General features: G+C 65.6%; 20 protein-coding genes. 4 read left to right on the top strand and 16 right to left on the bottom strand.

What is annotated here, in order from left to right:
• Positions 1-60 precede the first annotated feature (60 nt).
• The 9 genes from OKW52_RS18500 to surE all read right to left on the bottom strand — a co-directional run bounded on the left by OKW52_RS18500 (position 61) and on the right by surE (position 10,918).
• The gene (locus OKW52_RS18500; RefSeq protein WP_264507012.1) at positions 61-477 is read right to left on the bottom strand and encodes a hypothetical protein; all 417 of its coding nucleotides are present in this window, start codon (positions 475-477) and stop codon (positions 61-63) included.
• Complete coding sequence (gene rpoD / locus OKW52_RS18495; RefSeq protein ID WP_264507011.1) at positions 474-2,462, bottom strand: RNA polymerase sigma factor RpoD; 1,989 nt, start codon at positions 2,460-2,462, stop codon at positions 474-476. Before rpoD ends, OKW52_RS18500 begins: the two co-directional genes overlap by 4 nt.
• A gap of 113 nt (positions 2,463-2,575) precedes the next feature.
• Positions 2,576-4,549: a DNA primase gene (gene dnaG, locus OKW52_RS18490; protein ID WP_264507010.1), complete on the bottom strand. Its 1,974-nt coding sequence runs from the start codon at positions 4,547-4,549 to the stop codon at positions 2,576-2,578.
• 192 nt (positions 4,550-4,741) lie between these two features.
• The gene (locus tag OKW52_RS23370; protein ID WP_264507009.1) at positions 4,742-5,680 is read right to left on the bottom strand and encodes a DUF4167 domain-containing protein; all 939 of its coding nucleotides are present in this window, start codon (positions 5,678-5,680) and stop codon (positions 4,742-4,744) included.
• Between the two features lie 251 nt (positions 5,681-5,931).
• Positions 5,932-6,762: a peptide chain release factor N(5)-glutamine methyltransferase gene (prmC, locus tag OKW52_RS18480; protein WP_264507008.1), complete on the bottom strand. Its 831-nt coding sequence runs from the start codon at positions 6,760-6,762 to the stop codon at positions 5,932-5,934.
• Complete coding sequence (prfA, locus tag OKW52_RS18475; RefSeq protein WP_264507007.1) at positions 6,759-7,814, bottom strand: peptide chain release factor 1; 1,056 nt, start codon at positions 7,812-7,814, stop codon at positions 6,759-6,761. The genes prmC and prfA overlap by 4 nt, the downstream gene beginning before the upstream one ends.
• A gap of 331 nt (positions 7,815-8,145) precedes the next feature.
• Positions 8,146-9,324, bottom strand: a complete 1,179-nt coding sequence (locus OKW52_RS18470) for a peptidoglycan DD-metalloendopeptidase family protein (protein WP_264507006.1) — start codon at positions 9,322-9,324, stop codon at positions 8,146-8,148.
• A gap of 161 nt (positions 9,325-9,485) precedes the next feature.
• Positions 9,486-10,133: a protein-L-isoaspartate(D-aspartate) O-methyltransferase gene (locus tag OKW52_RS18465; protein ID WP_264507005.1), complete on the bottom strand. Its 648-nt coding sequence runs from the start codon at positions 10,131-10,133 to the stop codon at positions 9,486-9,488.
• The gene (gene surE / locus OKW52_RS18460; protein WP_264507004.1) at positions 10,130-10,918 is read right to left on the bottom strand and encodes a 5'/3'-nucleotidase SurE; all 789 of its coding nucleotides are present in this window, start codon (positions 10,916-10,918) and stop codon (positions 10,130-10,132) included. The genes OKW52_RS18465 and surE overlap by 4 nt, the downstream gene beginning before the upstream one ends.
• A gap of 218 nt (positions 10,919-11,136) precedes the next feature.
• Between surE and OKW52_RS18455 the strand changes: the two genes are divergently transcribed.
• Together OKW52_RS18455 and OKW52_RS18450 are read left to right on the top strand one after the other, a co-directional pair.
• Entirely contained in the window at positions 11,137-11,556 is a 420-nt protein-coding gene (locus OKW52_RS18455) for a hypothetical protein (RefSeq protein ID WP_264507003.1), read from the top strand.
• Between the two features lie 97 nt (positions 11,557-11,653).
• Complete coding sequence (locus OKW52_RS18450) at positions 11,654-12,553, top strand: NAD(P)-dependent oxidoreductase (RefSeq protein ID WP_264507002.1); 900 nt, start codon at positions 11,654-11,656, stop codon at positions 12,551-12,553.
• A 3-nt stretch (positions 12,554-12,556) separates the two neighbouring features.
• Here OKW52_RS18450 and OKW52_RS18445 read toward each other — a convergent pair whose 3' ends face one another.
• The 4 genes from OKW52_RS18445 to OKW52_RS18430 all read right to left on the bottom strand — a co-directional run bounded on the left by OKW52_RS18445 (position 12,557) and on the right by OKW52_RS18430 (position 15,565).
• Positions 12,557-13,030 (bottom strand): LytTR family DNA-binding domain-containing protein, encoded by a 474-nt coding sequence (locus OKW52_RS18445; protein ID WP_264507001.1) that lies wholly within the window; start codon positions 13,028-13,030, stop codon positions 12,557-12,559.
• A 35-nt stretch (positions 13,031-13,065) separates the two neighbouring features.
• The gene (locus tag OKW52_RS18440) at positions 13,066-13,512 is read right to left on the bottom strand and encodes a hypothetical protein (RefSeq protein WP_264507000.1); all 447 of its coding nucleotides are present in this window, start codon (positions 13,510-13,512) and stop codon (positions 13,066-13,068) included.
• 228 nt (positions 13,513-13,740) lie between these two features.
• Positions 13,741-14,664 (bottom strand): ornithine cyclodeaminase family protein, encoded by a 924-nt coding sequence (locus OKW52_RS18435; RefSeq protein ID WP_264506999.1) that lies wholly within the window; start codon positions 14,662-14,664, stop codon positions 13,741-13,743.
• Between the two features lie 286 nt (positions 14,665-14,950).
• A complete protein-coding gene (locus tag OKW52_RS18430) occupies positions 14,951-15,565 on the bottom strand; it encodes a MarR family winged helix-turn-helix transcriptional regulator (RefSeq protein WP_264506998.1) in 615 nt (204 codons plus the stop codon).
• Between the two features lie 134 nt (positions 15,566-15,699).
• On the opposite strand from OKW52_RS18430, the gene OKW52_RS18425 reads away from it, so the two are divergent.
• On the top strand, positions 15,700-16,545 hold the full coding sequence (locus OKW52_RS18425) for an RNA polymerase factor sigma-32 (RefSeq protein ID WP_264506997.1): 846 nt from the start codon (positions 15,700-15,702) through the stop codon (positions 16,543-16,545).
• A 375-nt stretch (positions 16,546-16,920) separates the two neighbouring features.
• The gene (locus tag OKW52_RS18420) at positions 16,921-17,271 is read left to right on the top strand and encodes a VanZ family protein (RefSeq protein WP_264506996.1); all 351 of its coding nucleotides are present in this window, start codon (positions 16,921-16,923) and stop codon (positions 17,269-17,271) included.
• On the opposite strand, the gene OKW52_RS18415 is transcribed toward OKW52_RS18420, so the two are convergent.
• The 3 genes from OKW52_RS18415 to OKW52_RS18405 are packed head-to-tail and all read right to left on the bottom strand — an operon-like array spanning position 17,265 to position 20,468.
• A complete protein-coding gene (locus OKW52_RS18415) occupies positions 17,265-18,887 on the bottom strand; it encodes a benzoate-CoA ligase family protein (RefSeq protein WP_264506995.1) in 1,623 nt (540 codons plus the stop codon). The two genes, OKW52_RS18420 and OKW52_RS18415, sit on opposite strands and share 7 nt — an antisense overlap.
• A 37-nt stretch (positions 18,888-18,924) precedes the next feature.
• Entirely contained in the window at positions 18,925-19,326 is a 402-nt protein-coding gene (locus OKW52_RS18410; protein WP_264506994.1) for a RidA family protein, read from the bottom strand.
• Entirely contained in the window at positions 19,323-20,468 is a 1,146-nt protein-coding gene (locus OKW52_RS18405; RefSeq protein WP_264506993.1) for an acyl-CoA dehydrogenase family protein, read from the bottom strand. The genes OKW52_RS18410 and OKW52_RS18405 overlap by 4 nt, the downstream gene beginning before the upstream one ends.
• Positions 20,469-20,505: the final 37 nt, after the last annotated feature.

The following is a 20,505-nucleotide window of genomic DNA, read 5'->3' as shown; positions in this document are numbered from 1 at the left end:
AGGGGAGTCGGGGTGAACCCCGACCTACGGGGGCTGCTGAGCGCGTCAGCGGCGCAGGCCTCAGCCCTTCCGCCGCGCCAGCAACGGCCCGATAAACGCAATCACGGCGTTCGCATCTGCAAGTGTGTGCAGGTTGGTCATCAGCTCGCCCGAGCTGTCGTTCACGTCGCATTCGAACCGGCGTTCGACGTCGGTCTGGTCGCAGAGCCCGGTGTCGAAGCACGGGCCGCGGAAGATCCAGCGCAGGTGGTCGCGGGCGCCCAGAAAGCCGAAGGGGCAGTCGGCGTATTTGCGGGATACCGGGCGGGCGGCGAGGTAGATCGCCGACAACGGCCCCCGGCTGAGCGGGTAGACGAACACCCCGCGCGTAGAGTCGCACCACGCCATGAGGCGCTCAAAGGCGGCGAGAGCGTCTTCGCTCTCGATCCGCCCCTGAACGCGCTCGATGTGATAGCGGTCCTGTTCCGAGGTGTTCACTGGTCCAGGAAGCTCCGCAGCTTGCGCGAGCGCGAGGGGTGCTTGAGCTTGCGCAGGGCCTTGGCCTCGATCTGGCGGATGCGTTCGCGGGTGACCGAGAACTGCTGACCGACCTCTTCAAGCGTGTGGTCGGTGTTCATACCGATGCCAAAGCGCATGCGCAGCACACGTTCCTCACGCGGGGTGAGGGACGACAGCACCCGCGTCGTCGTCTCGCGCAGGTTCTCCTGAATGGCCGAATCCAGCGGCAAGACGGCGTTCTTGTCCTCGATGAAGTCGCCCAGCTGGCTGTCTTCCTCGTCGCCGATGGGCGTTTCGAGCGAGATCGGTTCCTTGGCGATTTTCAGGACCTTGCGGACCTTGTCGAGCGGCATCTGCAGCTTTTCGGCCAGTTCCTCGGGCGAGGGTTCGCGGCCGATTTCGTGCAGGATCTGGCGCGAGGTGCGCACCAGCTTGTTCATCGTCTCGATCATGTGGACCGGGATGCGGATGGTGCGCGCCTGGTCGGCGATCGAGCGGGTGATGGCCTGACGGATCCACCAGGTCGCGTAGGTCGAGAACTTGTAACCGCGGCGGTATTCGAACTTGTCGACGGCCTTCATCAGGCCGATGTTGCCCTCCTGGATGAGATCCAGGAATTGCAGACCACGGTTGGTGTATTTCTTGGCGATCGAGATCACCAGACGCAGGTTCGCCTCGACCATTTCCTTCTTGGCCTGACGCGCTTCGCGTTCGCCCTTCTGGACCTGAGACACGATGCGGCGGAATTCCGAGATGTCGACGCCAACGTAGCGCCCGACCTCGGCCATATCTTCGCGCAGTTCGACGACCTTGTCGCCGAACTTGTCGAAGATGGTCTGCCAGCCGCGACCCTTGGCCTTGGCCATGCGGTCACACCAGGTCGGGTCCAGCTCATACCCGCGGTATTCGTCGATGAATTCGCGGCGGTTGATGCGGGCCTGATCGGCCAGTTTGACCATGGCCGAGTCGATGGTCATGATCTTCTTGTTGATGCCGTAGAGCTGGTCGATCAGCGCTTCGATCCGGTTGTTGTGCAGATGAAGCGAGTTCACCAGCACAACGATTTCCGAACGCAGCTTCTGGTAGGCGGTCTCTTCCGAGGCCGAGAAGCGGGCCTGTTCCTGCAGGGTGGCCTGCATGCGCTGCTGCTGCATCTGTTCGAGCAGGTCGTAATCATGCGCGATCTGGTCGAGCGTTTCGAGCACGCGCGGCTTGAGCGAGGCTTCCATCGCGGCCAGCGACATGCTGGTCTGGTCATATTCGTCGTCGTCGTCGTCATTGTTCGACAACGGGTTGCCGTCGGCATCCATCTCGGGATCGGCGCGGCGGGCGGGACGTTCGGACGTGGTGCCATCGGCGTTGAGGCTGCTGACGACGGGCTCGTCGTCCTCATCCTCAAGCGAGTTGCCGAAGGTTGCTTCAAGGTCGATGACCTCGCGCAGCAGCACTTCTTCGGTCAGCAGTTCGTCGCGCCAGATGATGATGGCCTGAAAGGTCAGCGGGCTTTCGCACAGCCCGGCAATCATCGTGTTGCGACCGGCTTCGATCCGCTTGGCGATGGCGATCTCGCCCTCGCGGCTCAGCAGTTCGACCGAACCCATCTCGCGCAGGTACATGCGCACCGGATCGTCGGTGCGATCCAGCGTTTCACTGGTCGAGGCGGCGACGACAACATCAGTCGTCCCCGACGCGGTGACGTCGGGCACCGAGGGGCCTTCGCCCTCTTCGGTTTCTTCTTCCTCGACGACGTTGATGCCCATTTCCGAGAGCATCGACATCACGTCTTCAATCTGCTCCGACGAAACCTGATCCGGGGGCATCACCTGATTGAGTTGCTCATAGGTGATGAAACCGCGTTCACGCGCAGCTGCGATCATGCGCCGGACCGAAGCCTGGCTCATGTCGAGCGTGAATTCGTTTTCCTGGTCTTCGGGTTTCGCGTCGTCGTTATCTTTGGCGACCATGGTTCCTCCGGCAGGGGGCGCGGCGTGATTCGTGTTGGTCCAGAGATAGCGTTCCGATGGGCCGAATCACAGGGGTATCGGTTAAATTCAGTGAGTCGCGGGGCGAATCACCTCTAAGTTGGGCCGTCTCGTCGCTTTTTCTTCAGCCAGATCTGCGAATCGAGCATGGATTGAAGCTGTGCAGACAGGCTGGCGCGGTCTTCGCCCAGATCTGTGGCTGATTCGCCCAGATCGCCGCGACCCGCGCGATCCATCCGGGCCGAGGCATCGCCCAGCCGGTAGGTCAGCGTCTCGTCGGCGATCCGGTCGACATCGGCGGTCAGTTCCGCCAGCTCGCGGCGCAGGGCGCGACGGCTGCGCAGGATCTGGAAATCCTCGGCCAGACAGCGGCGCACGAAGTCGGGTTCGGCCTGGCTGCGCAGCATCGGTGCGATCGAGACATGCGGCTGGGCGCGCAGGTCGCTGAGGGTAGTGCCCGCGCGGGCGGCGAGGGTGTCGGCGTCCGGCTGCGGTTCTTCCTGCGCGGCCCGCAGCAGGATGGTCTGCAGCGCGCGGTGCTCATCGCGGCGGAAATCCAGCTCGACCAGACGGTCGTCGAATTCGACCAGCAAGGCCGGGTGGGCAAAGAGGACGGCAAGGATCAGCGCCTCGCGCAACTCCTCATCCGCGCCTTCATTGCCCCCGGCAAGAACCGAACCCCGGGTGCCGGGCAGCGGCAGACCCGGCGGGGCCTTGCCCTTGCCCTTGCCGTACCCGCCCGAACCGTAGGGCTGGCGGAAACCGGGCTGAAACGGGCCAGCCTTGTCGGCAAAGAGCGTGCGGCGTTGCTGGCGGAATTCTTCGGAATAATGCTCGCGCAGATGGGCGTCGGTGATGCGGGCCAAGAGCGCGCGCAGGCGCTGGTCGAGCGCGGCGCGGCGTTCGGGGCTGTCGAAGATGTGGCCCTGAATCTCGGCCTCCCACAGCAGTTTGGCCATGGGGACGGCCTTGTCGATCACCGCTTTCATCGCGCCGGGTCCGCCGGATTTGATCAGGTCGTCCGGGTCTTGCCCGCCGGGCAGCAGCGCAAAGCGCAGGCTTTGCCCGGCGCTGATCAGCGGCAGCGCCAGATTGGCCACGCGCAGCCCGGCGCGCAGGCCCGCAGCATCCCCGTCCAGCGCGATGATCGGCTCGTCATGCAGGCGCCAGATCAGGCGCAACTGGTCTTCGGTCACGGCGGTGCCCAAGGGGGCGACGGCGCTCTCGAACCCCGCGCCGACCAGCGCGATGACGTCCATGTAGCCCTCGGCCACGATCAGCGGGCCGGTCTTGCCTGCGGCGGCACGGGCAGGGCCCATGTTGAACAGGTTGCGGCCCTTGTCGAACAGCGGGGTTTCGGGCGAGTTCAGGTATTTGGCGCGCGCGTTCTCGGCCATGGCCCGCCCGCCAAAGGCGATGGCGCGGCCACGGGCGTCGCGGATCGGGAACATGATGCGGCCGCGAAAGCGGTCGAAGGGCGCGCCGCCGTCGCCGGGCTTGGCGCAGAGACCGGCCTCGATGATCGCTTCGGGCTTCACGCCCGACTGCGTCAGATGGTGGAACAGAACCTGCCGCTGATCGGGGGCGAAGCCGATTTCCCAACGCTCACGCTGGGCCTCGGACAGGCCCCGGCGGTCGAGATACGCGCGGGCCTCGGCGGCCTGCGACCCCATCAACTGCATGCGGTAGAAGCGCACGGCCTTTTCCATGACCTCGACCAGGGAGCCGCGCTTGTCGTCGCGCGCTTGTGCGCCGGGGTCGCGTTCGGGCATGGGAAGCCCGGCTTCACGCGCCAGCGCCTCGACCGATTCCATGAAGCTGAGGTTCTGGGTTTCTTGCAGGAAAGTCAGCGCGTCGCCTTTGGCCTGACAGCCGAAGCAATAGTAAAAGCCCTTGCGGTCATCGACGTGGAACGAGGCGTTCTTTTCGTGATGGAACGGGCAGGGGGCCCAGAAGTCGCCCTTGCCCTGATTGGATTTGCGCAGGTCCCAGGTCACAGCACGGCCGACAACCTGCGCGATAGAGACGCGGTTGCGCAGTTCGTCAAGAAATCCGGGTGGCAAGGACATGAACGGGGGCGATTCCGGGGCTGAGCATGGGGCGAGAGGAGTCAGATATAGGGCGCAGGGGGCGTTGCGCTACTGTTGGGCGATCACGATCGGTGATTCAGCGGGCTGGATGCGCGGGCTGGGCGGGAAAGGGCCGCCCAAGACGAAAACAGGGGCCCGAGGGCCCCCGTCTTGATCACAGTGCAGACGCCGTTATTCGGCAGCGTCGGGGGCAGCTGCAGGCTGGTCACCGGCACTGTCGGCCTTGTCGGCGGCGACACGCGGTTTGCGGGCGCGGCGCGGCTTGGGGGCGGGCTTGGCGGCCTCGTCCGTGGCCTCAGCAGCGGGCTGGGGCGCGGGGGCCGCAGCGTCGGGGGCCAGAGCCTGGGTCGGAGCCGGGGCGGGTGCAGCAGCAGGGGCCTGCTTGGCCTCAGGCTGGGTCTGGACGCGCGACTCCGGCGTTTCCACCAGCATCGACTCGCCCTCTGACGCCGTGCCCTCTTCGCGCGGATCGCCTGAGTCGCGCTTGCTGCGGCGCTCGTCGAAACGCTTGTTGCGGCGCTCTTTCCACTCGGGGCGCGGCGCGTCGGACTTTTCGGCGCGGGGCTGATCCGAGCGGGCGTCGGCGCGCGGCTCAGAGCGGTTGTCGCCCCGGTTGTCGTCGCGGCTATCCGACCGGTTGTCGGCGCGATTGTCCTGACGGTTATCGTTCCGGTTGTCGTTCCGGTTATCGCTCTGGCGGTCGCCGTCGCTGTCGCCATCCGCACGACGGTTCTGGCCATTGTTCTGGCCGTTCCCGTTGTTGTTGCCGTTGTTATTGTTCTGGCCGTTGTTCTGGCCATTGCCGTTCTGACCGTTCTGGCCATTGTTCGGCTGGTTCTGACGCTGCTCGGCCTCGCGGTTCATTTCGGCCTGCGCTTCGTTCAGCATGCGCGTGTAATGCTCGGCATGTTGCAGGAAGTTCTCAGCCGCGACGCGGTCGCCCGACAGCTGCGCGTCGCGCGCCAGCAGGGCGTATTTGTCGATGATCTGCTGGGGGGTGCCACGCACCTTCCCCTCAGGCCCCGAGCTGTCAAACACGCGGTTGATGATATTGCCCAGCGAGCGCGGACGATTCTGTTTGGATCGCGAACGTTTGTTCGATGGTCTCATGAAAGCGGGTTCCGGCCTTGGTCGGGACGTTAGACCCACAGGCGGCACCAGGAGCGGCGCGACAGGGTCAGGCTGTCTGAATGATTGAGCGGCGTGGATCGGCGATCGAGGCGCGAACAGCACCGGCTCTGCTTCGACTAATCACGCCACTTTGGTCTAGACAAGTCCGAATGTGTGAAAAACCTGCTAAGTTCTGCGTGTTTTCACTAAAACGTGGCGGAAAAAGCATAAATCCGCCGCATGGGACGGGGTTATGTCGCGCGGTGCGCGCTCACGACGCGGTCCCGGCCATCGAGGTCCGGCAAGATCTGCACGGCCTGCAGACCGCCACCGGCGAAGAGTTCCGCGACCTGTTCGCCCTGTGTCGGGCCGATCTCGACCATCAAGCGACCACCGGGGGTCAGGTGGCGCGGGGCGGCGCTGGCAAGGGCCCGGTAGGGGGCCAGCCCGTCGCCGCCGGGGGTCAGCGCCATGCGCGGCTCGTGCAGCACTTCGGGCGAGAGGGCGGTCATCTCGGACTCGGCGATATAGGGCGGGTTCGAGACGATGAGGTCGAAAAGACCCTCAACGCTGGCCAACCAGTCCGAGAGGGTGAAGCGGGCGCGGGGGGTGAGGGCCAGCGCCTCGGCGTTGACTTGCGCCACGGTCAGGGCGGCGGGAGAAAGGTCGGTGGCAAGGCCGGTGGCCAGGGGGCGCTCGGCCAGCAACGTCAGCAGGATCGCGCCCGAGCCGGTGCCCAGATCGAGCACGCGGGTGAAAGGGCGGCTCAGCGCCTCGGCGATCAGCGTTTCGGTTTCGGGGCGCGGGTCGAGCACATCGGGCGTGACGCGGAACGAGCGGCCCCAGAACAGCCGCTGGCCGGTGATGTGACTGACCGGGTGACGGGCGGATCGGCGGGCGAGGGCGTCGGCGTAGCGGGCGCTGGCGTCCGGCGAGAGTGCGTCGGGCAGGTGCAGGGTCACGCGGTCCGGCGCGATGCCCATCGCGTGGGCCAGCAGCAGGCGGGCGTCGCGGGCGGGGTCCGGAACCCCGGCAGCGGCCAGTTGCGCCACAGCGGTGCGCAGGGCCTCGGCGGCAGTCATTGCTCCAGCTCGGCCAGACGGTCGGCCTGATCCTGCGCGATCAGCGGCTCGATTACCGGGTCCAGATCGCCCGCGACGATCTGCGCCAAGGCGTAGAGCGTCAGGTTGATGCGGTGGTCGGTCAGGCGGCCTTGTGGGAAATTATAGGTGCGGATGCGCTCGGACCGGTCGCCCGAGCCGACCTGCGCCTTGCGGTCGGCGGCGCGGGCGTCATCCTGACGGCGGCGCTCAAGGTCGAAGAGCCGCGCGCGCAGCACCTCCATCGCCAGCGCGCGGTTGCGGTGCTGGGATTTCTCGGAACTGGTGACGATGATGCCGGTGGGCAGGTGGGTGATACGCACGGCGGAATCGGTGGTGTTGACGTGCTGACCCCCGGCGCCCGAGGCGCGCATGGTGTCGATGCGCAGATCGCTGTCGGGGATGTCTAGATCGACCTCGGAGGCTTCCGGCAGCACGGCGACGGTGGCGGCCGAGGTATGGATCCGGCCACCGGATTCGGTGACGGGAACGCGCTGGACACGGTGGACGCCGGATTCGAACTTGAGCCGGGCGAAGACACCGTCGCCCACAACCCGCATGACGGCTTCGCGCAACCCGCCCAGTTCGGTCTCTGCAAAGGCGATCATCTCGCAACGCCAGCCGCGGGTGTCGGCATAGCGCTGGTACATCCGCAGCAAGTCGGCGGCAAAAAGCGCGGCCTCGTCGCCGCCGGTGCCGGGGCGGATTTCCAGAATGGCGGGGCGCTCGTCGGCGATGTCCTTGGGCAGAAGCGCGCGCTTCAGCTCAGCCTCCAGCGCGGGCAGGCGCTGGTCAAGCGCCCAGAGCTCGTCTTGCGCAAGAGCCCTCATTTCGGGGTCGGCGAGCATCGCCTCGGCCTCGACCCGCTGCGCCCGGGCGTGGCGCCACTCGGCAATGGCGGCGGTGACGGGCTTGAGCTCCTGATACTCCCGGCCCAGATCGGCCAGCCGCGACGGATCGGCCCCGGCGGCAAGCTGTGCTTCGAGATACTCAAAGCGGCGGGTGATCTGATCGAGCGTGTCTTTGGGCAGCATGCAGCGGATGTGCCGGTGCGGGGCGGTTACGTCAAGGGGAGCGGCGCTCGGCCCCATCGAGGGGCCTCGCGCCGCGCCGGGCTGCCGCCCGGACCCGCCCGGGAGGATTTTCCATCCTCCCGGACCCTCCTGGAGGATATTTTCAGACAGAAAATGGTGGTTAAGGAACGGTTAACCGCGCTTTCTTTGCTCTTGAAATATCCTCAGGGGGTGAGGCCCGGCACGGGCCGAGGGGGCAGAATGCCCCTGCGCCGCCGCAAGGCGGCGCGTGGGTCGCGTGAGGGCGGGACGGCGTCAGCCGTTCTGGCCGAAGGCGAAACCCCTCGCCCGTTTACTGCAGATAGGGCATCGGGTCGACGCTTTCAAAGCCCTCGCGGACCTCGAAATGCAGGAACGACGGATCGCCGCCGCGCACGGTGGCGATGGTCTGGCCGCGGGTCACGCGGTCGCCGCGGGCGACACGGATGTCGTCGATATTGGCGTAGACCGTCAGCAGGTTGTTGTCATGGCGGATCACCAGGATCGGCACCTGATCGGTGTCCTGGGTGATTGCCGCAACCGTGCCTGCCGCCGCCGCGGTCACCGACGTGCCCGCCGGGGCGCCGATGCCGATGCCGTCGTTGCGCCCTTGCGCATAGGCGCGGATGATGCGGCCCTGCACGGGCATCGCCAGACGCGAGGTTTGCGTGCGCTGGCTGCTCATGTCGGCGACCGGTGCCTGCGGCGTGGTGGTGCCCTGACCGGCCGGTGTCGGGTTGGTGTTGGTCGGCAGCGGCGTGGTGGCCGAGGGCGGGACCGGGGTCGGTGAGCCCATGCCGGGCTGCGATGTCGTGGCCGGCGCCGTCTCGGTGGCCGGCAGCGCCACAGGCGTCGGGGTGGTGACGCCGGCCGCGTTCAGCGGTGCGCCCGCGACAGCCGCCGTTTGCGTGACCGGGATCACCAGGATCTGGCCTTCGCGCACGCTCATATCTGCGGGCAAGCCGTTCCAGTCGGCCAGCGAGCGCGGGGTGATGCCGTAGAGGCGCGCGATGGTAAAGGCGCTTTCGCCGCGCTCGACCGTGTGGCGCAGCGGTTCGCTGCCAGCCGGGGTCATGGGGGCCAGGGGCGTCGAGGTTATGGAGTCGGTGGCATCGCCGACGCGCGAAGGCAGCACGAGCAGCTCGCCGCCGCGCAGGGCGGTGTCGGGGGCGATGGCGTTATGCCGGGCCAGCGTGGCCGCATCCAGCCCCAGTCGGGCGGCGATATCGCCGACGCTTTCGCCGCGCTGCGCCACCGCGACCTGATAGCCCGGGTACGAGATCACGCCGCGTGCATCCGGCGCAGGCCGCGAGCCGGTGGCGTCGCGGGCGGCGTCCGAGGTCGAGAACCGGTCCGACGGCCGCAGGTCCCAGTCGAGGGTCGAGCTGGAGCCGCAAGCGGCCAGCACGAGGCTGGCCGACGCAAGCAGCGTCAGGGTGCGGGTTGCACGGATCGGGGTTTTGCCGGAGGTGCCCAAGTCTTGTCTGCTCATTCTGTCCACGCCGTTTCTTGTCCCGTCTGCAACCAGACATCCGGCATGCGCGGGGCTTTCGCCTTTTATAGCCGAAAAATAGGGGTGATACACCCCATCACCACAACGTGTAGTGGATTTTCGCTGAGGATATCGTGAGGAACGCCCTCTTCCGCCCCGCGTCAGTCCTTGGCCATGCCTTCCAGCAGCGGCACAAAGCGCACCGGGCGCAGTTCTTCATAGTCAAAGCCGCTGTCGAGTTTGCGCACTTTGATCAGGCTTTGCACGGCGTCCGACTGGCCCACCGGCACGATCATGATCCCGCCGACGCGCAACTGCGCCAGCAAGGGGCCGGGCGGGTCTTCGGCGGCGGCGGTGACGATGATGCGGTCAAACGGTGCCTGATCGGGCAGACCAAAGCTGCCATCCGAGGCAATCGCGGTGATGTTGTGCAAATTCAGCCGGTTAAAGGCCGCGCGTGCCTCGCTGATCAGGGCGCGGTGACGCTCGACCGTATAGACCCGGCGCGCCAGCTGGCTGAGGATCGCGGCCTGATAGCCCGAGCCGGTGCCGACCTCGAGCACCTTGTCACGGGCGTTCACTTCCAGCGCTTCGGTCATCAGGGCGACGATCGAGGGCTGCGAGATGGTCTGACCGCAGGCAATGGGCAGCGGGGTGTCTTCATAGGCACGCTCGGCAAAGATGCCGGTGACAAAGGCGCCCCGGTCGATCTTTTCCATGGCGCGCAGCACAGCAGGGTCGGTCACGCCGCGCGAGCGCAGCGTGTAGATGAAGCGCATGATCTGCTCAGCGCGTTCGGCCTCTGTCATTCGAGTCGCTCGCGCAGCAGGTCGAGCGTGTCATGCGCCGTCAGATCGCAGCGCATCGGCGTGATCGACACCCAGCCGTCCAGATCTGCGGCCGCATCGGTGCCGGGCTTGGTGGCGACGTTCTGCGGGCCGCCCTTGATCCACAGGAACTTGCGGCCCGAGGGCGAGATATGCGGCTCGACCCCGAACGAGGTGTTCTTGCGAAAGCCCTGCGCTGCGACCTTCATGCCCTTGACCTCATCGGCGGGAACCGGCGGGAAGTTGACGTTATAGAAGACGCGGTAGTCTTCGTCTTCCCACAGGCCCTTGTCGATCAGTGCCCGCACCACCGAGACGCCATGCGCTACGGCGGGTTCGAACATCCCGCCGTCCATGTCCTGCGAGCGCGGGCCGATGTATTGTGACAGCGCGATGGCCTTCAGGCCTTGCAGGGCGGCTTCCATCGCGCCGCCGATGGTGCCGGAATAGAGCGTGTTCTCGGCCGAGTTGTTGCCCCGGTTGACCCCTGACAGCACCAGATCAGGCCGCGCCCCGTCGAGCACGTCGAAGATCCCCGCCAGCACGCAGTCGGCCGGGCTGCCCTCGGCCGCGTAGCGACGCTCGCCCAGTTTGGCGATCATCATCGGATGGGTGTAACTGATCTTGTGGGCGACGCCCGATTGCTCAAAGGCCGGGGCGACGGTCCAGACCTCACCGCCGGGTCCGGCGATTTCGGCTGCGATCGCCTCGATCACCTTGAGTCCGGGGGCGTTGATGCCGTCGCCGTTGGTCACGAGAATGCGCATGGATCGCCTTTCCTTTTGTCGCGTTCTGCTTAGTGCAGGCCGGGACAGGCGGCAAGACAGAGGCGCGGCTCAAGCCGTGAACAAGGCGCAAAGCGTTGAAAAGGGCGGTATTGCGGTCACAGTTGCGCGCACGCACGCGGTGACGTGATGGCGCGCGCTATCGCGATGCCCGTTTTCGTGCAAGATTGCCGCGACCCGTATTTCTGAAAGGACCGTTCATGCGACTGACTGCTGCACTTTCGTTGTTTGCCGTCACGGCGCTGGGCGCGCTGCCTGCCCTTGCCGACGAGGTTTGGGACACGAATATGGGCGAGATCGCCTGGGAAGAGTCGCGCGGCGACGACGCCATTTTGCGCATGGGTGACGGCGACGGCCTGCTGCGCCTGATCGTGCCGGGGCTGGCGCGCGACATGATGGGCGGGCGCGGCTCGTATACCGGGGTGTGGATTGCAGCGGAAAGCGACACAGCCTGCGTGACGCAGATGGTCGATCCGCTGGGCAGCAAGTCGGATTTCTGGGGCACCTTCACCATCACCTTCGTGAACGACGGTTTCCCGTCCGATTTTGCCGGGGTTTACGGCACCTGTCTGGACACGCCCTCGATGCCCCTTCAGGCGCACGCCCGCGTGGGCAACTGACCGGCCTTTGCCGGTCAGCGACACGCGTATGTCGCGGATAAGCGCGCAGCCCTGCGTGTCTGTGCCAGCCTGAGAGCGGGCAGGCACGGAGGGCGCGATGCGCTATGCATTCATCGGATTGGGAAATCTGGGCGGCCATCTGGCGGCCTCGCTCGCCGGGGCGGGGTTGTCGCTGGTGGTCCACGACCGCGACGCCGGTCTGCGCGCACGGTTCGACGCCTTGGGTGTGGACTGGGCCGAGACGCCGGCGGAAGCGGTGCGGGGCGCGGATGCGGTGATCACCTGCCTGCCGTCGCCCATCGTCAGTGACGCGGTGCTGGAACAGATCCTGCCCGCGATGCGCCCCGGTGCCGACTGGATCGAGATGTCCACGCTGGGCCGCGAAGACGTGCTGCGGCTGGCCGCGCGGGCGCAGACTGCCGGGATGGGGGTGCTGGAATGCCCGGTGACCGGCGGCGTGCATCTGGCCGCGCGGGCCGAGATCACCGTGCTGGTGGGCGGTGAGGCGGCGCTGTTCGCGCGCCACCGCCCGGCGCTTGCGGCGATGGGCAGCCGGATCTTTCACATGGGGCCGCTGGGTTCAGCGGCCCTGATCAAGGTGATCACCAACATGCTGGCCTTCATCCATCTGGTCGCGGATGGCGAGGCGCTGATGCTGGCCAAGCGCGGCGGGTTGGATCTGAAAACCGCGTGGGAGGCGATCGCGGCGTCATCGGGCAGCAGTTTCGTGCATGAAACCGAAGGGCAGCTGATCCTGAACGGCAGCTATGACATCGCGTTCACCATGGACCTTGCGCTCAAGGATCTGGGCTTTGCCATGCAGTTCGGCCGGGCGTTCGGCGTGCCGCTGGATCTGGCCGCGATGACCGAACAGACCTTTGTGAAAGGGCGCGCGGCCTATGGTGGCGGGGCGCAATCAACGCAGATCGTCAAGCTGCTGGAGGACGCGCTGGGCACCGACCTGCGCGCTGCCGGGTTCCCGGCGCGGCTGGAGTAACGCCTATTCCGCCGCCGAGCGCCGCTCGTCCAGCGCCTGCCGCACGGCGGTGCGCTGGCCGCGCGCGACAGGGATGATCTGTCCGTCGATGGTGGTCACTTCCATGCCGCCGCCGACGGTCCGGGTGAGATCGCACACATGGTCCAGATTGACCCACCACGAGCGGTGAACGCGCATGCCGTTGAACGGGATCAGGTCGCGCTCGGCATCCGACAGGCGCAACAGGACGGTTGTGGTGCCAAGAGCTGTCGTGACTTCGACATAATGGTCTTGGGCGCGCAGGCTGATCAGGTCGCGGCCCAGTGACTCGGGCAGTTTTTCAAACAGCAGCGGCACCGGCGTGTCGGGGCTGTCGCCGCGATCCGGGGAATGCGGCTCTGTTGGCAGCGGCATACGGGGATGCCGGGACAGCGCGGCTGCGACGGCGTGGTCCTGCACGGTTTCCAGCCGTGTCAGGGCGTCATGCTCTCTTTGCACAGAGTGGCGCCTCGCGGCGAAAAAGCCGTTGGTGGTCAAATGGATGGCGACGAGGGGGACCGAAACAAAGGGAAACAGGCTCCAGAATCCGCCCGCGGGAGGGCCCCGCTGGTGACCAGGTTTGCCAGATAGACCAGGCTCATGACGGGCAGGATACCCAGACTTGCGGTGATCAGCGCCGGAACGAACCAGGGCAGCCCCCAGCGCTGGTTGAGCGCGTTCGAAAGGGTCGACAGCGAGGCCATCAACAGCGTGGCGAAGATCCCGGTCAGGGACCAGAACACCAGCCGATCGAACAGCGCAAAGCGTTCGAGGGTGTAAAACGGCCCGGAAAGTGTGACCACGACAATCCCGCCGGCGAGGATGGTCCAGAACGAGCGGCGGCTGAACAAGGCGCGGATTTCGCGCAGGGCATGGCGCAAAGCCGAGTGCGTCACACTGGATTCTGAGGCGGTTTCAAGTGGGGTCTTGTCCTCCGGCATAGTGATACATCACCCATAGACTGCTGATATACAATGGTTTTGCAGAACGCGCGGGCAGAACCGCGCCTAAAGTAGTATTATTTTATCGACAAATGAGGCTTATTAATCAGATTGCACCCTTTGGGTGCGTGAAATTAAAGTCGTCAACCATAGGTTGATATGTTGCTGCAACTCTGTGGCGTGCGGGGATCTCGTCAGGTGATTTCGGGGGCGCCGCGTTTCGCGGGCTTACATCTGTGCGTCGCGCCAGCGTGACAGGATCATGCGGGCAGTCATCAGGTCGAGATGCGCGCCGCCGCCGTTCTTGAACACGGTGATGTCCTGCGGGCTCTGCCGTCCGACGGACCCTGTGGAAAGGTCGTGGAAATCGCCCAGCACATCGGAGTCCTTGATGGCACCGCTGGCCAGAGGGATCATCAGCTCGCCGATATGCCCCAGCGTGGTCGCCCGGCTGTCGACGAAAAGCCGCCCGCGTTGCAGCGCTTCGTCATCGGCCTCGCGCATGGTGGGGGTATAAGCGCCGATCAGGTCCAGATGCTGACCGGGGCGCAGCCATGCGCCATGGATCAAAGGGTCGGTGGCCATGGTGCAGGTGCTGACGATATCGGCGGCGGCCACGGCGGCGGGCAGATCGGTTGTGGTGCGAACAGCCCGAAAGCGGGCGGCGAGGGCCTGCGCGGGTTCAGGCCGGCGGGACCACAGGGTGATGGCGAGATCGGGTTTCCAGGCGCGATACGCCTCGATCAGCGAGGCCGCGACGGTGCCCGCGCCGACGATCAGCAGGCTTTGGGCGTCAGGCCGCGCCAACAGCCGCGCGCCCAGAAGCGAGTCGCCGGCGGTCTTCCATTTGGTGATCAGGGCATTGTCGATCACCGCCTCGATCGCGCCGGTCTGATCGTCAAACACCAGCATCGCGCCCTGCACGCTGGGCAGGCCCTTGGCGGCATTGCCGGGAAAGACCGACACCGATTTTACACCCAGCCCCATGCCGTCGATCCACGCCGCGCGCGACAGCAGGCGGTCGGCCCCGCGCTCCATCAGCACGTCTTTGATCTGGGCCGGGGCGCGGCGGTGGGCGTCAAGAATCGCATCGCCCAGCGCCATCCAGTCGAGCAGGGGTTCAACGGCCTCAAGGGTCAGGACAGGGATCATGCGCGCCTCCGTTTCGCGACAGGGTGAAGCGGGGAAGGGGGCGTGTCAACTCTTGCACATGTGTTGGAAAAGGAAGGGTCTGGAGAGCGCGCAGTTTCAGGGGGCGCCGGGCCTGCGGGGGTCCAGATGTCAGGCGTTTGAAGGCCTGATATTTTGGCGGATGCTGTTCTGTTGATGGGTTTGCGGGCGCAAGCTGCCGCTGGCCGTCGCGCCTTAGCCGTACCGAGAGGACGTGCAATCACCGCGCGAGCCGGTCTTCAAGCCCGGAATGTTGGAAAACTGACAGTCAGCGCTTTGGGCCTTTGGTCGGCGCGAAGTCGATGCAGAGCGATTTCATCTCGATCCCGGAGAGCATCTGCTGGGTGCAATGGCAGAACGACTCGTCCGAGTCGGCGGCGTCGCAATGGCCGCAGTCACCGCATTGTCCAAAGGTCGGGGCCGAGCGGCGCTTGGCCAAGGCAACGCCAAGGGTGGTGATGGTATCGGTCAGCGCCTCGCGTTGCGGTTCGGGCAGCGCGCGGATGCATTCGATCAGATCGCTGAGCGGATCGGCGCAAAGCTTGGAACGCCCGGCGTCGGTCACTTCGATCAGCGCTGAACGGCGGTCGCTTTCATGGACCCGCTTCTCCAACAATCCCATCGCGATCAGTGACTTTACCGTCTGCGAGGCGGTGCCGCGCGTGGTGGCGTTGAACTCGGAAAAGCCCGACGGGGTGCGCGAAAACCGGTTGGCGCTGGCGAAGTAGCGCAGCGCCGTCCATTGCGCGGGCGTCAGGCTGGGATCCGCCGCCGAGCCATGCACGAGGCGTGCCAGATGCACCAACAACTCGGCCGTGTGACACGGGGCCGAAATGAAGTCGGGGCTGACAGTCCGGGACTTGAAGGCAAAGGGTTCGCTCATGAGGGCTGAGGTAATGTCGCCTTGGATTGTTGACAAGGGGGACGGCGCCTTGACAACCACGGACCCAGATAGTAGCGTAACAACATCAAATGAATTCGACCCGCTATTATCTGGGCCGCAAAAGGACAATCGTCATGGGTTTCCAGGATCCGCATATCCGTCGCTATGTTCGGGCTTCGATGGCCGAGGAGATCCTCAGCGCCGAGCTTGAGACCGAACTGGCTATCGCGTGGCGCGATCATCAGGATGAGTCGGCGTTGCACCGGCTGATTCAGGCTTATGCGCGTCTGGCGGTGTCCTTTGCTGGCCGGTTCAAGCGCTATGACGTGCCCTATGAGGATCTGATCCAGCAGGGCAATCTGGGCCTGATGCGGGCAGCGGAAAAGTTCGACCCCGAGAATGGGTCGCGCTTTTCGACCTATGCGGCCTGGTGGATCCGCGCGTCAATGCAGGACTACGTGATGCGCAACTGGTCGCTGGTGCGGACCGGGACCAACGCGACGCAGAAAAAGCTGTTCTTCCACCTGCGCCGCGCGATGCAGAAACACGCCCGCGATGAGAGCGACGAACCGCTGTCGGTCCGCGTGGCGCGTGAGCTGGAGGTGTCGGTCGAGCATGTCGAGGCGATGATGGGCCGGATGGCTGGCCCCGATCTGTCGCTGGACGCGCCGCAGTCGTCGGACGAGGACGGGCGGTCCTGGGTCGATACGATCGAGGATCAGGATGTCGCGACCGAGGCCGATGTGGTCGAGAAGCTGGACGGTCAGCACCGCCGCAAGGTGTTGTATTCCGCCGTGGAACAGCTGCCCGAGCGTGAGCGCCGCATCGTGGCGGCCCGCCATCTGTCGGAAGACCCGGCGACGCTGAGCGATCTGGGTCTGGCGATGGGCATCTCGAAAGAGCGGGTGCGTCAGCTGGAAGAGCGCGCGCTGTCGCGGTTGACGGCGCTGGTCCAGTCGGCGAGCGCGATCCAGGCTTAGGCCCTTGTTTCGCCACACGGTTCCCGTGTTTCTGCTTAGGTGTTAAGGGTAGGTTAAATCCTGTATGACGCCTTTGTTCCTGAAACGGGTACGGTATGACCGAGAGCGACCAGAATGAGGCCCGTCTGAAAGCAATGCGCGATGCCCCTTCGGGGGCGCTGCGCACGCTCTTTGTGCATCAGATCTGGCTGTGGCGGTGGTCGGGGCTGGTCGTGGGGCTGTTGCTGGCGATCCTGATCGCCTTCATGACCCTGACGCCATTGCCTGCGCCCAACCTTCTGACGGGTGGCATCGATAAAGTGTATCACTTTATCGCTTTCGCCACGCTGATCTTTCCCGTCATCGTAACCGATTCTGCGCCGCTGGGTCTGGGCTGTGCCGCTGGCGATTGCGTATGGCGGCGCGATCGAGCTGATCCAGCCCTACGTCGGGCGCGGGGCGGAATGGCTGGATTTCGGTGCGGATATCACCGGCGTTCTGGCCGGGGCTGCGCTGGCCGAACTGCTGCACGACCGCATTCGCGACAGGTTCTTTGCCGTCGATGCGCCGCTGGAGGCCGGTGATGAATTGGCCAGCGAAGCGCTGCGACTTGAGGCGATGCGCACCGAGCTGATGGACGAGCTGCGCGAGGTCTTGCGCGAGGAGTTGAAAGGGTTGAGCCGCGAACAACCCTCGGCCTCGTCAGAGCCGCGTCCCGATGAGGAACGCGGCTTGCCTCGTCACTGATCGGGCTTCAGACGGAAGCGTTGGATCTTGCCCGTCTGCGTCTTGGGCAGGCTTTCGGTAAACACCACCCGGCGCGGGTATTTATACGGCGCAATCACCGCTTTCACATGATCCTGCAGGCGTTTGACGCAGGCGGCATCGGGTTCGACCCCTTGTGTCAGCACCACATGTGCCTCGACCACCTGACCGCGATCCGCGTCGGGTACGCCGATCACGGCGCATTCCAGCACATCGGCATGGGCGAGGAGGGCGGCTTCGACTTCAGGCCCGGCGATGTTATAGCCCGCCGAGATGATCATGTCGTCCGAGCGCGCGGCGAAGTGGAAATAGCCCTTGTCGTCACGCCAGAAGCTGTCGCCGGTCAGGTTCCAGCCGTCTTTGACATAGACCTGCTGGCGCTCGGGATCGTCCATGTAGCGGCAGCCGATGGGGCCGCGTACGGCCAGACGACCGACCTCGCCATCGGGGACGGGCTGCATGTCGGGGCCGACAATGCGCGCCTCGTAGCCGGTGACAGGCCGGCCGGTGCAGGCGGCCTGGCTGTCGTCAAAGCGGTTGGTGACGAAGATATGCAGCATCTCGGTCGCGCCGATCCCGTCCAGCATCGGCTTGCCGGTCTTGGCTTTCCATTCGTCATAGACCGGGCCGGGCAGGGTCTCGCCCGCCGACACGGCGGCGCGCAGGCTGCTGAGGTCAGCGCCTTCCTCCATCGCCTTGAGCATGACGCGGTAGGCGGTGGGCGCGGTGAAGCAGACGGTGGCGCGGTATTTCTGGATGATCTCGATCATCGAGGGCGGCGAGGCGTTCTCCAGCAGCACGGCGGTAGCCCCAAAGCGCAGCGGGAAGATCGCCAGACCCCCAAGGCCAAAGGTAAAGGCCAGCGGCGGCGAGCCGACGAATACGTCATCCGAGGTCACGCCGAGCACTTCCTTGGCGTATCCATCCGCGATGATCAGCAGATCGCGGTGGAAATGCATCGTCGCCTTGGGAGTGCCGGTGGTGCCGCTGGTGAAGCCCAAGAGGGCCACATCGTCGCGCCCGGTCTCAACCGCTTTGTAGCGCACCGATTTCGACAGCGCGACGCGGTCGAGTTCGGCGTCATGGTTGGCGGTGCCGTCAAAGCCGACCACGGTTTTCAGCGTGGCCGAGGTCTTGGCGCAGGCCGTCATCTCATCCATCAGCCGGGTGTCGCACAGCGCGTGGGTGATCTGCGCCTTGTCGACGATGGCCGCCAGCTCGCCTGCGCGCAGCATCGGCATGGTATTGACCACCACCGCGCCAGCCTTGGTCGCCGCCAGCCAGCAGGCCACCATCGCCGGGTTGTTGGCCGAGCGGATCAGCACCCGGTTGCCGGGCTTCACGCCGTAATCCTCAACCAGCGCATGGGCGATGCGGTTGGTCCAGTCGCTGAGTTCCTTATACGTCCGGCCCCGACCATTGCCGATCAGCGCCGTGTGGTCGCCGAAGCCCTTCTCGACCATGCGGTCGGTCAGTTCGACGGCAGCATTGAGCCGCTCAGGGTAGGGGAAACCGCCCAGCAGCAGATCTGGCCAGAGGTCAGCGGGCGGCAGATTGTCTCTGGCGAAAGTGTCGGTATGTGCGCTGGGGCCCAGCATTGAGGTAACTCCCTGGTTACGCGGTCTTTATGCCGCTTCAGTCTGGAATAACGGCGGTGGCTTCGATCTCGACCAGAGCGCGGTCTTCGACCAGCGCCACAACCTGCACGAGGGACATCGCCGGATAGCTGCGGCCCATGTGTTTGCGGTAGACCCGGCCCAGTTCGGACAGCGCGTCCAGATAGGCGCGCTTGTCGGTGACAAACCAGGTCAGACGGGTGACATGCTCGGGGCCCGCGCCGCCTTCGGCCAGCACGGCGACGATATTGGCCAGCGCCTGATCGACCTGGCCCAGAAAATCATCGGTTTCAAATTCCTGATCGGCGTTCCAGCCAATCATGCCGCCCAGAAACAGCGTCTTGCCCCGCGCGCCGATGCCATTGGCATAGCCCGGCGTGGCTTTCCAGCTTTTCGGGTGAAGGATGTCGTGAATGCTCATAGGGCACCTCCCAATACCTGTCGCGCTATGACCACGCGTTGAACGTCGCTTGCGCCCTCGTAGATCCGCAGCGCGCGGATTTCGCGATAAAGGCTCTCGACCATTTCGCCTGTGCGCACGCCGTCGCCGCCAAAGAGCTGCACGGCGGTGTCGATGACCTTCTGCGCGGTCTCGGTGGCGTGCAGCTTGGCCATCGCGGCTTCGCGGGTGATGCGCGGCGCGCCGGTGTCGCGGGTCCAGGCGGCACGGTAGACCAGCAGAGCCGAGGCATCGATGCCCAGCGCCATGTCGGCGATGTGGCCCTGCACCATCTGCAGATCGCTGAGCGGCGCACCCTGCACCCGGCGCGATTGTACCCGCGCCAGCGCCTCGTCCAGCGCGCGGCGGGCAAAGCCGAGTGCTGCGGCGCCGACCGAGGGGCGGAAGACGTCGAGCACGGCCATCGCCTGCGCAAACCCCTTGCCGGCCGTGCCGATCAGGGCGCTGTCGGGCAGGAAGGCGTCGGTCAGGCGGAAATGGGCCAGCGGGTGGGGCGCGATGACCTCGATCCGGCTGACGATCTCGAAGCCCGGCGTATCGGCGGGTAAAAGGAAGGCCGACAGCCCCCGCGCGCCCGGCGCTTCGCCGGTACGGGCAAAGAGCACATAGAGATCGGCAATCCCACCGTTCGAGATATAGGTCTTCTCGCCGCTGATCTTCCAGCCCCCGGCGACCTTTTCGGCGCTCATCGCCGTCGCCGCGACGTCCGACCCCGAGCCCGGCTCGGTCAGCGCGAAGGCCGATACTGCTGTGCCGCTGCGCGTCTTGTCCAGCCACGCGCGTTGCTCGGGCGAGCCAAAGAGACTGATCGCCCCCATCCCCAAGCCCTGCATGGCAAAGGCGAAATCTGCCAGCCCGTCATGGCGCGCCAGGGTCTCACGCGACAGGCACAGGGTGCGCAGATCAAAGACCTCGCCCGCCGCCAGCCCGGTCGGCTTCAGGAACCCCGCCTTGCCCATATCGGCCACCAGCGCCCGGCAGGCACCATCGACATCCCGGTGATCCACCGGCAGGTTCAGCGCGCACCAATCCTCCAGCGCGTCGGCCCACTCGCGATGCCGCGCCTCAAAGAACGGCCAGTCCAGAAAACTACGATCCGCCATTTCATCTTGCCTCAAATACGCACGGGAGGATTTTCAA

The sequence above is a fragment of the Pararhodobacter zhoushanensis genome, from assembly GCF_025949695.1.
Taxonomy (GTDB): domain Bacteria; phylum Pseudomonadota; class Alphaproteobacteria; order Rhodobacterales; family Rhodobacteraceae; genus Pararhodobacter; species Pararhodobacter zhoushanensis_A.
Note: the sequence above shows the minus strand (reverse complement) of the source record. Positions and strands in the feature narration are given on the sequence as shown.

Coding starts and splice junctions, on each gene's coding strand:
- rpoD (WP_264507011.1), bottom strand. CDS start 2,462: ATGGTCGCCAAAGATAACGACGACGCGAAACCCGAAGACCAGGAAAAC.
- dnaG (WP_264507010.1), bottom strand. CDS start 4,549: ATGTCCTTGCCACCCGGATTTCTTGACGAACTGCGCAACCGCGTCTCT.
- OKW52_RS23370 (WP_264507009.1), bottom strand. CDS start 5,680: ATGAGACCATCGAACAAACGTTCGCGATCCAAACAGAATCGTCCGCGC.
- prmC (WP_264507008.1), bottom strand. CDS start 6,762: ATGACTGCCGCCGAGGCCCTGCGCACCGCTGTGGCGCAACTGGCCGCT.
- prfA (WP_264507007.1), bottom strand. CDS start 7,814: ATGCTGCCCAAAGACACGCTCGATCAGATCACCCGCCGCTTTGAGTAT.
- OKW52_RS18470 (WP_264507006.1), bottom strand. CDS start 9,324: ATGAGCAGACAAGACTTGGGCACCTCCGGCAAAACCCCGATCCGTGCA.
- OKW52_RS18465 (WP_264507005.1), bottom strand. CDS start 10,133: ATGACAGAGGCCGAACGCGCTGAGCAGATCATGCGCTTCATCTACACG.
- surE (WP_264507004.1), bottom strand. CDS start 10,918: ATGCGCATTCTCGTGACCAACGGCGACGGCATCAACGCCCCCGGACTC.
- OKW52_RS18455 (WP_264507003.1), top strand. CDS start 11,137: ATGCGACTGACTGCTGCACTTTCGTTGTTTGCCGTCACGGCGCTGGGC.
- OKW52_RS18450 (WP_264507002.1), top strand. CDS start 11,654: ATGCGCTATGCATTCATCGGATTGGGAAATCTGGGCGGCCATCTGGCG.
- OKW52_RS18440 (WP_264507000.1), bottom strand. CDS start 13,512: ATGCCGGAGGACAAGACCCCACTTGAAACCGCCTCAGAATCCAGTGTG.
- OKW52_RS18435 (WP_264506999.1), bottom strand. CDS start 14,664: ATGATCCCTGTCCTGACCCTTGAGGCCGTTGAACCCCTGCTCGACTGG.
- OKW52_RS18430 (WP_264506998.1), bottom strand. CDS start 15,565: ATGAGCGAACCCTTTGCCTTCAAGTCCCGGACTGTCAGCCCCGACTTC.
- OKW52_RS18425 (WP_264506997.1), top strand. CDS start 15,700: ATGGGTTTCCAGGATCCGCATATCCGTCGCTATGTTCGGGCTTCGATG.
- OKW52_RS18415 (WP_264506995.1), bottom strand. CDS start 18,887: ATGCTGGGCCCCAGCGCACATACCGACACTTTCGCCAGAGACAATCTG.
- OKW52_RS18410 (WP_264506994.1), bottom strand. CDS start 19,326: ATGAGCATTCACGACATCCTTCACCCGAAAAGCTGGAAAGCCACGCCG.
- OKW52_RS18405 (WP_264506993.1), bottom strand. CDS start 20,468: ATGGCGGATCGTAGTTTTCTGGACTGGCCGTTCTTTGAGGCGCGGCAT.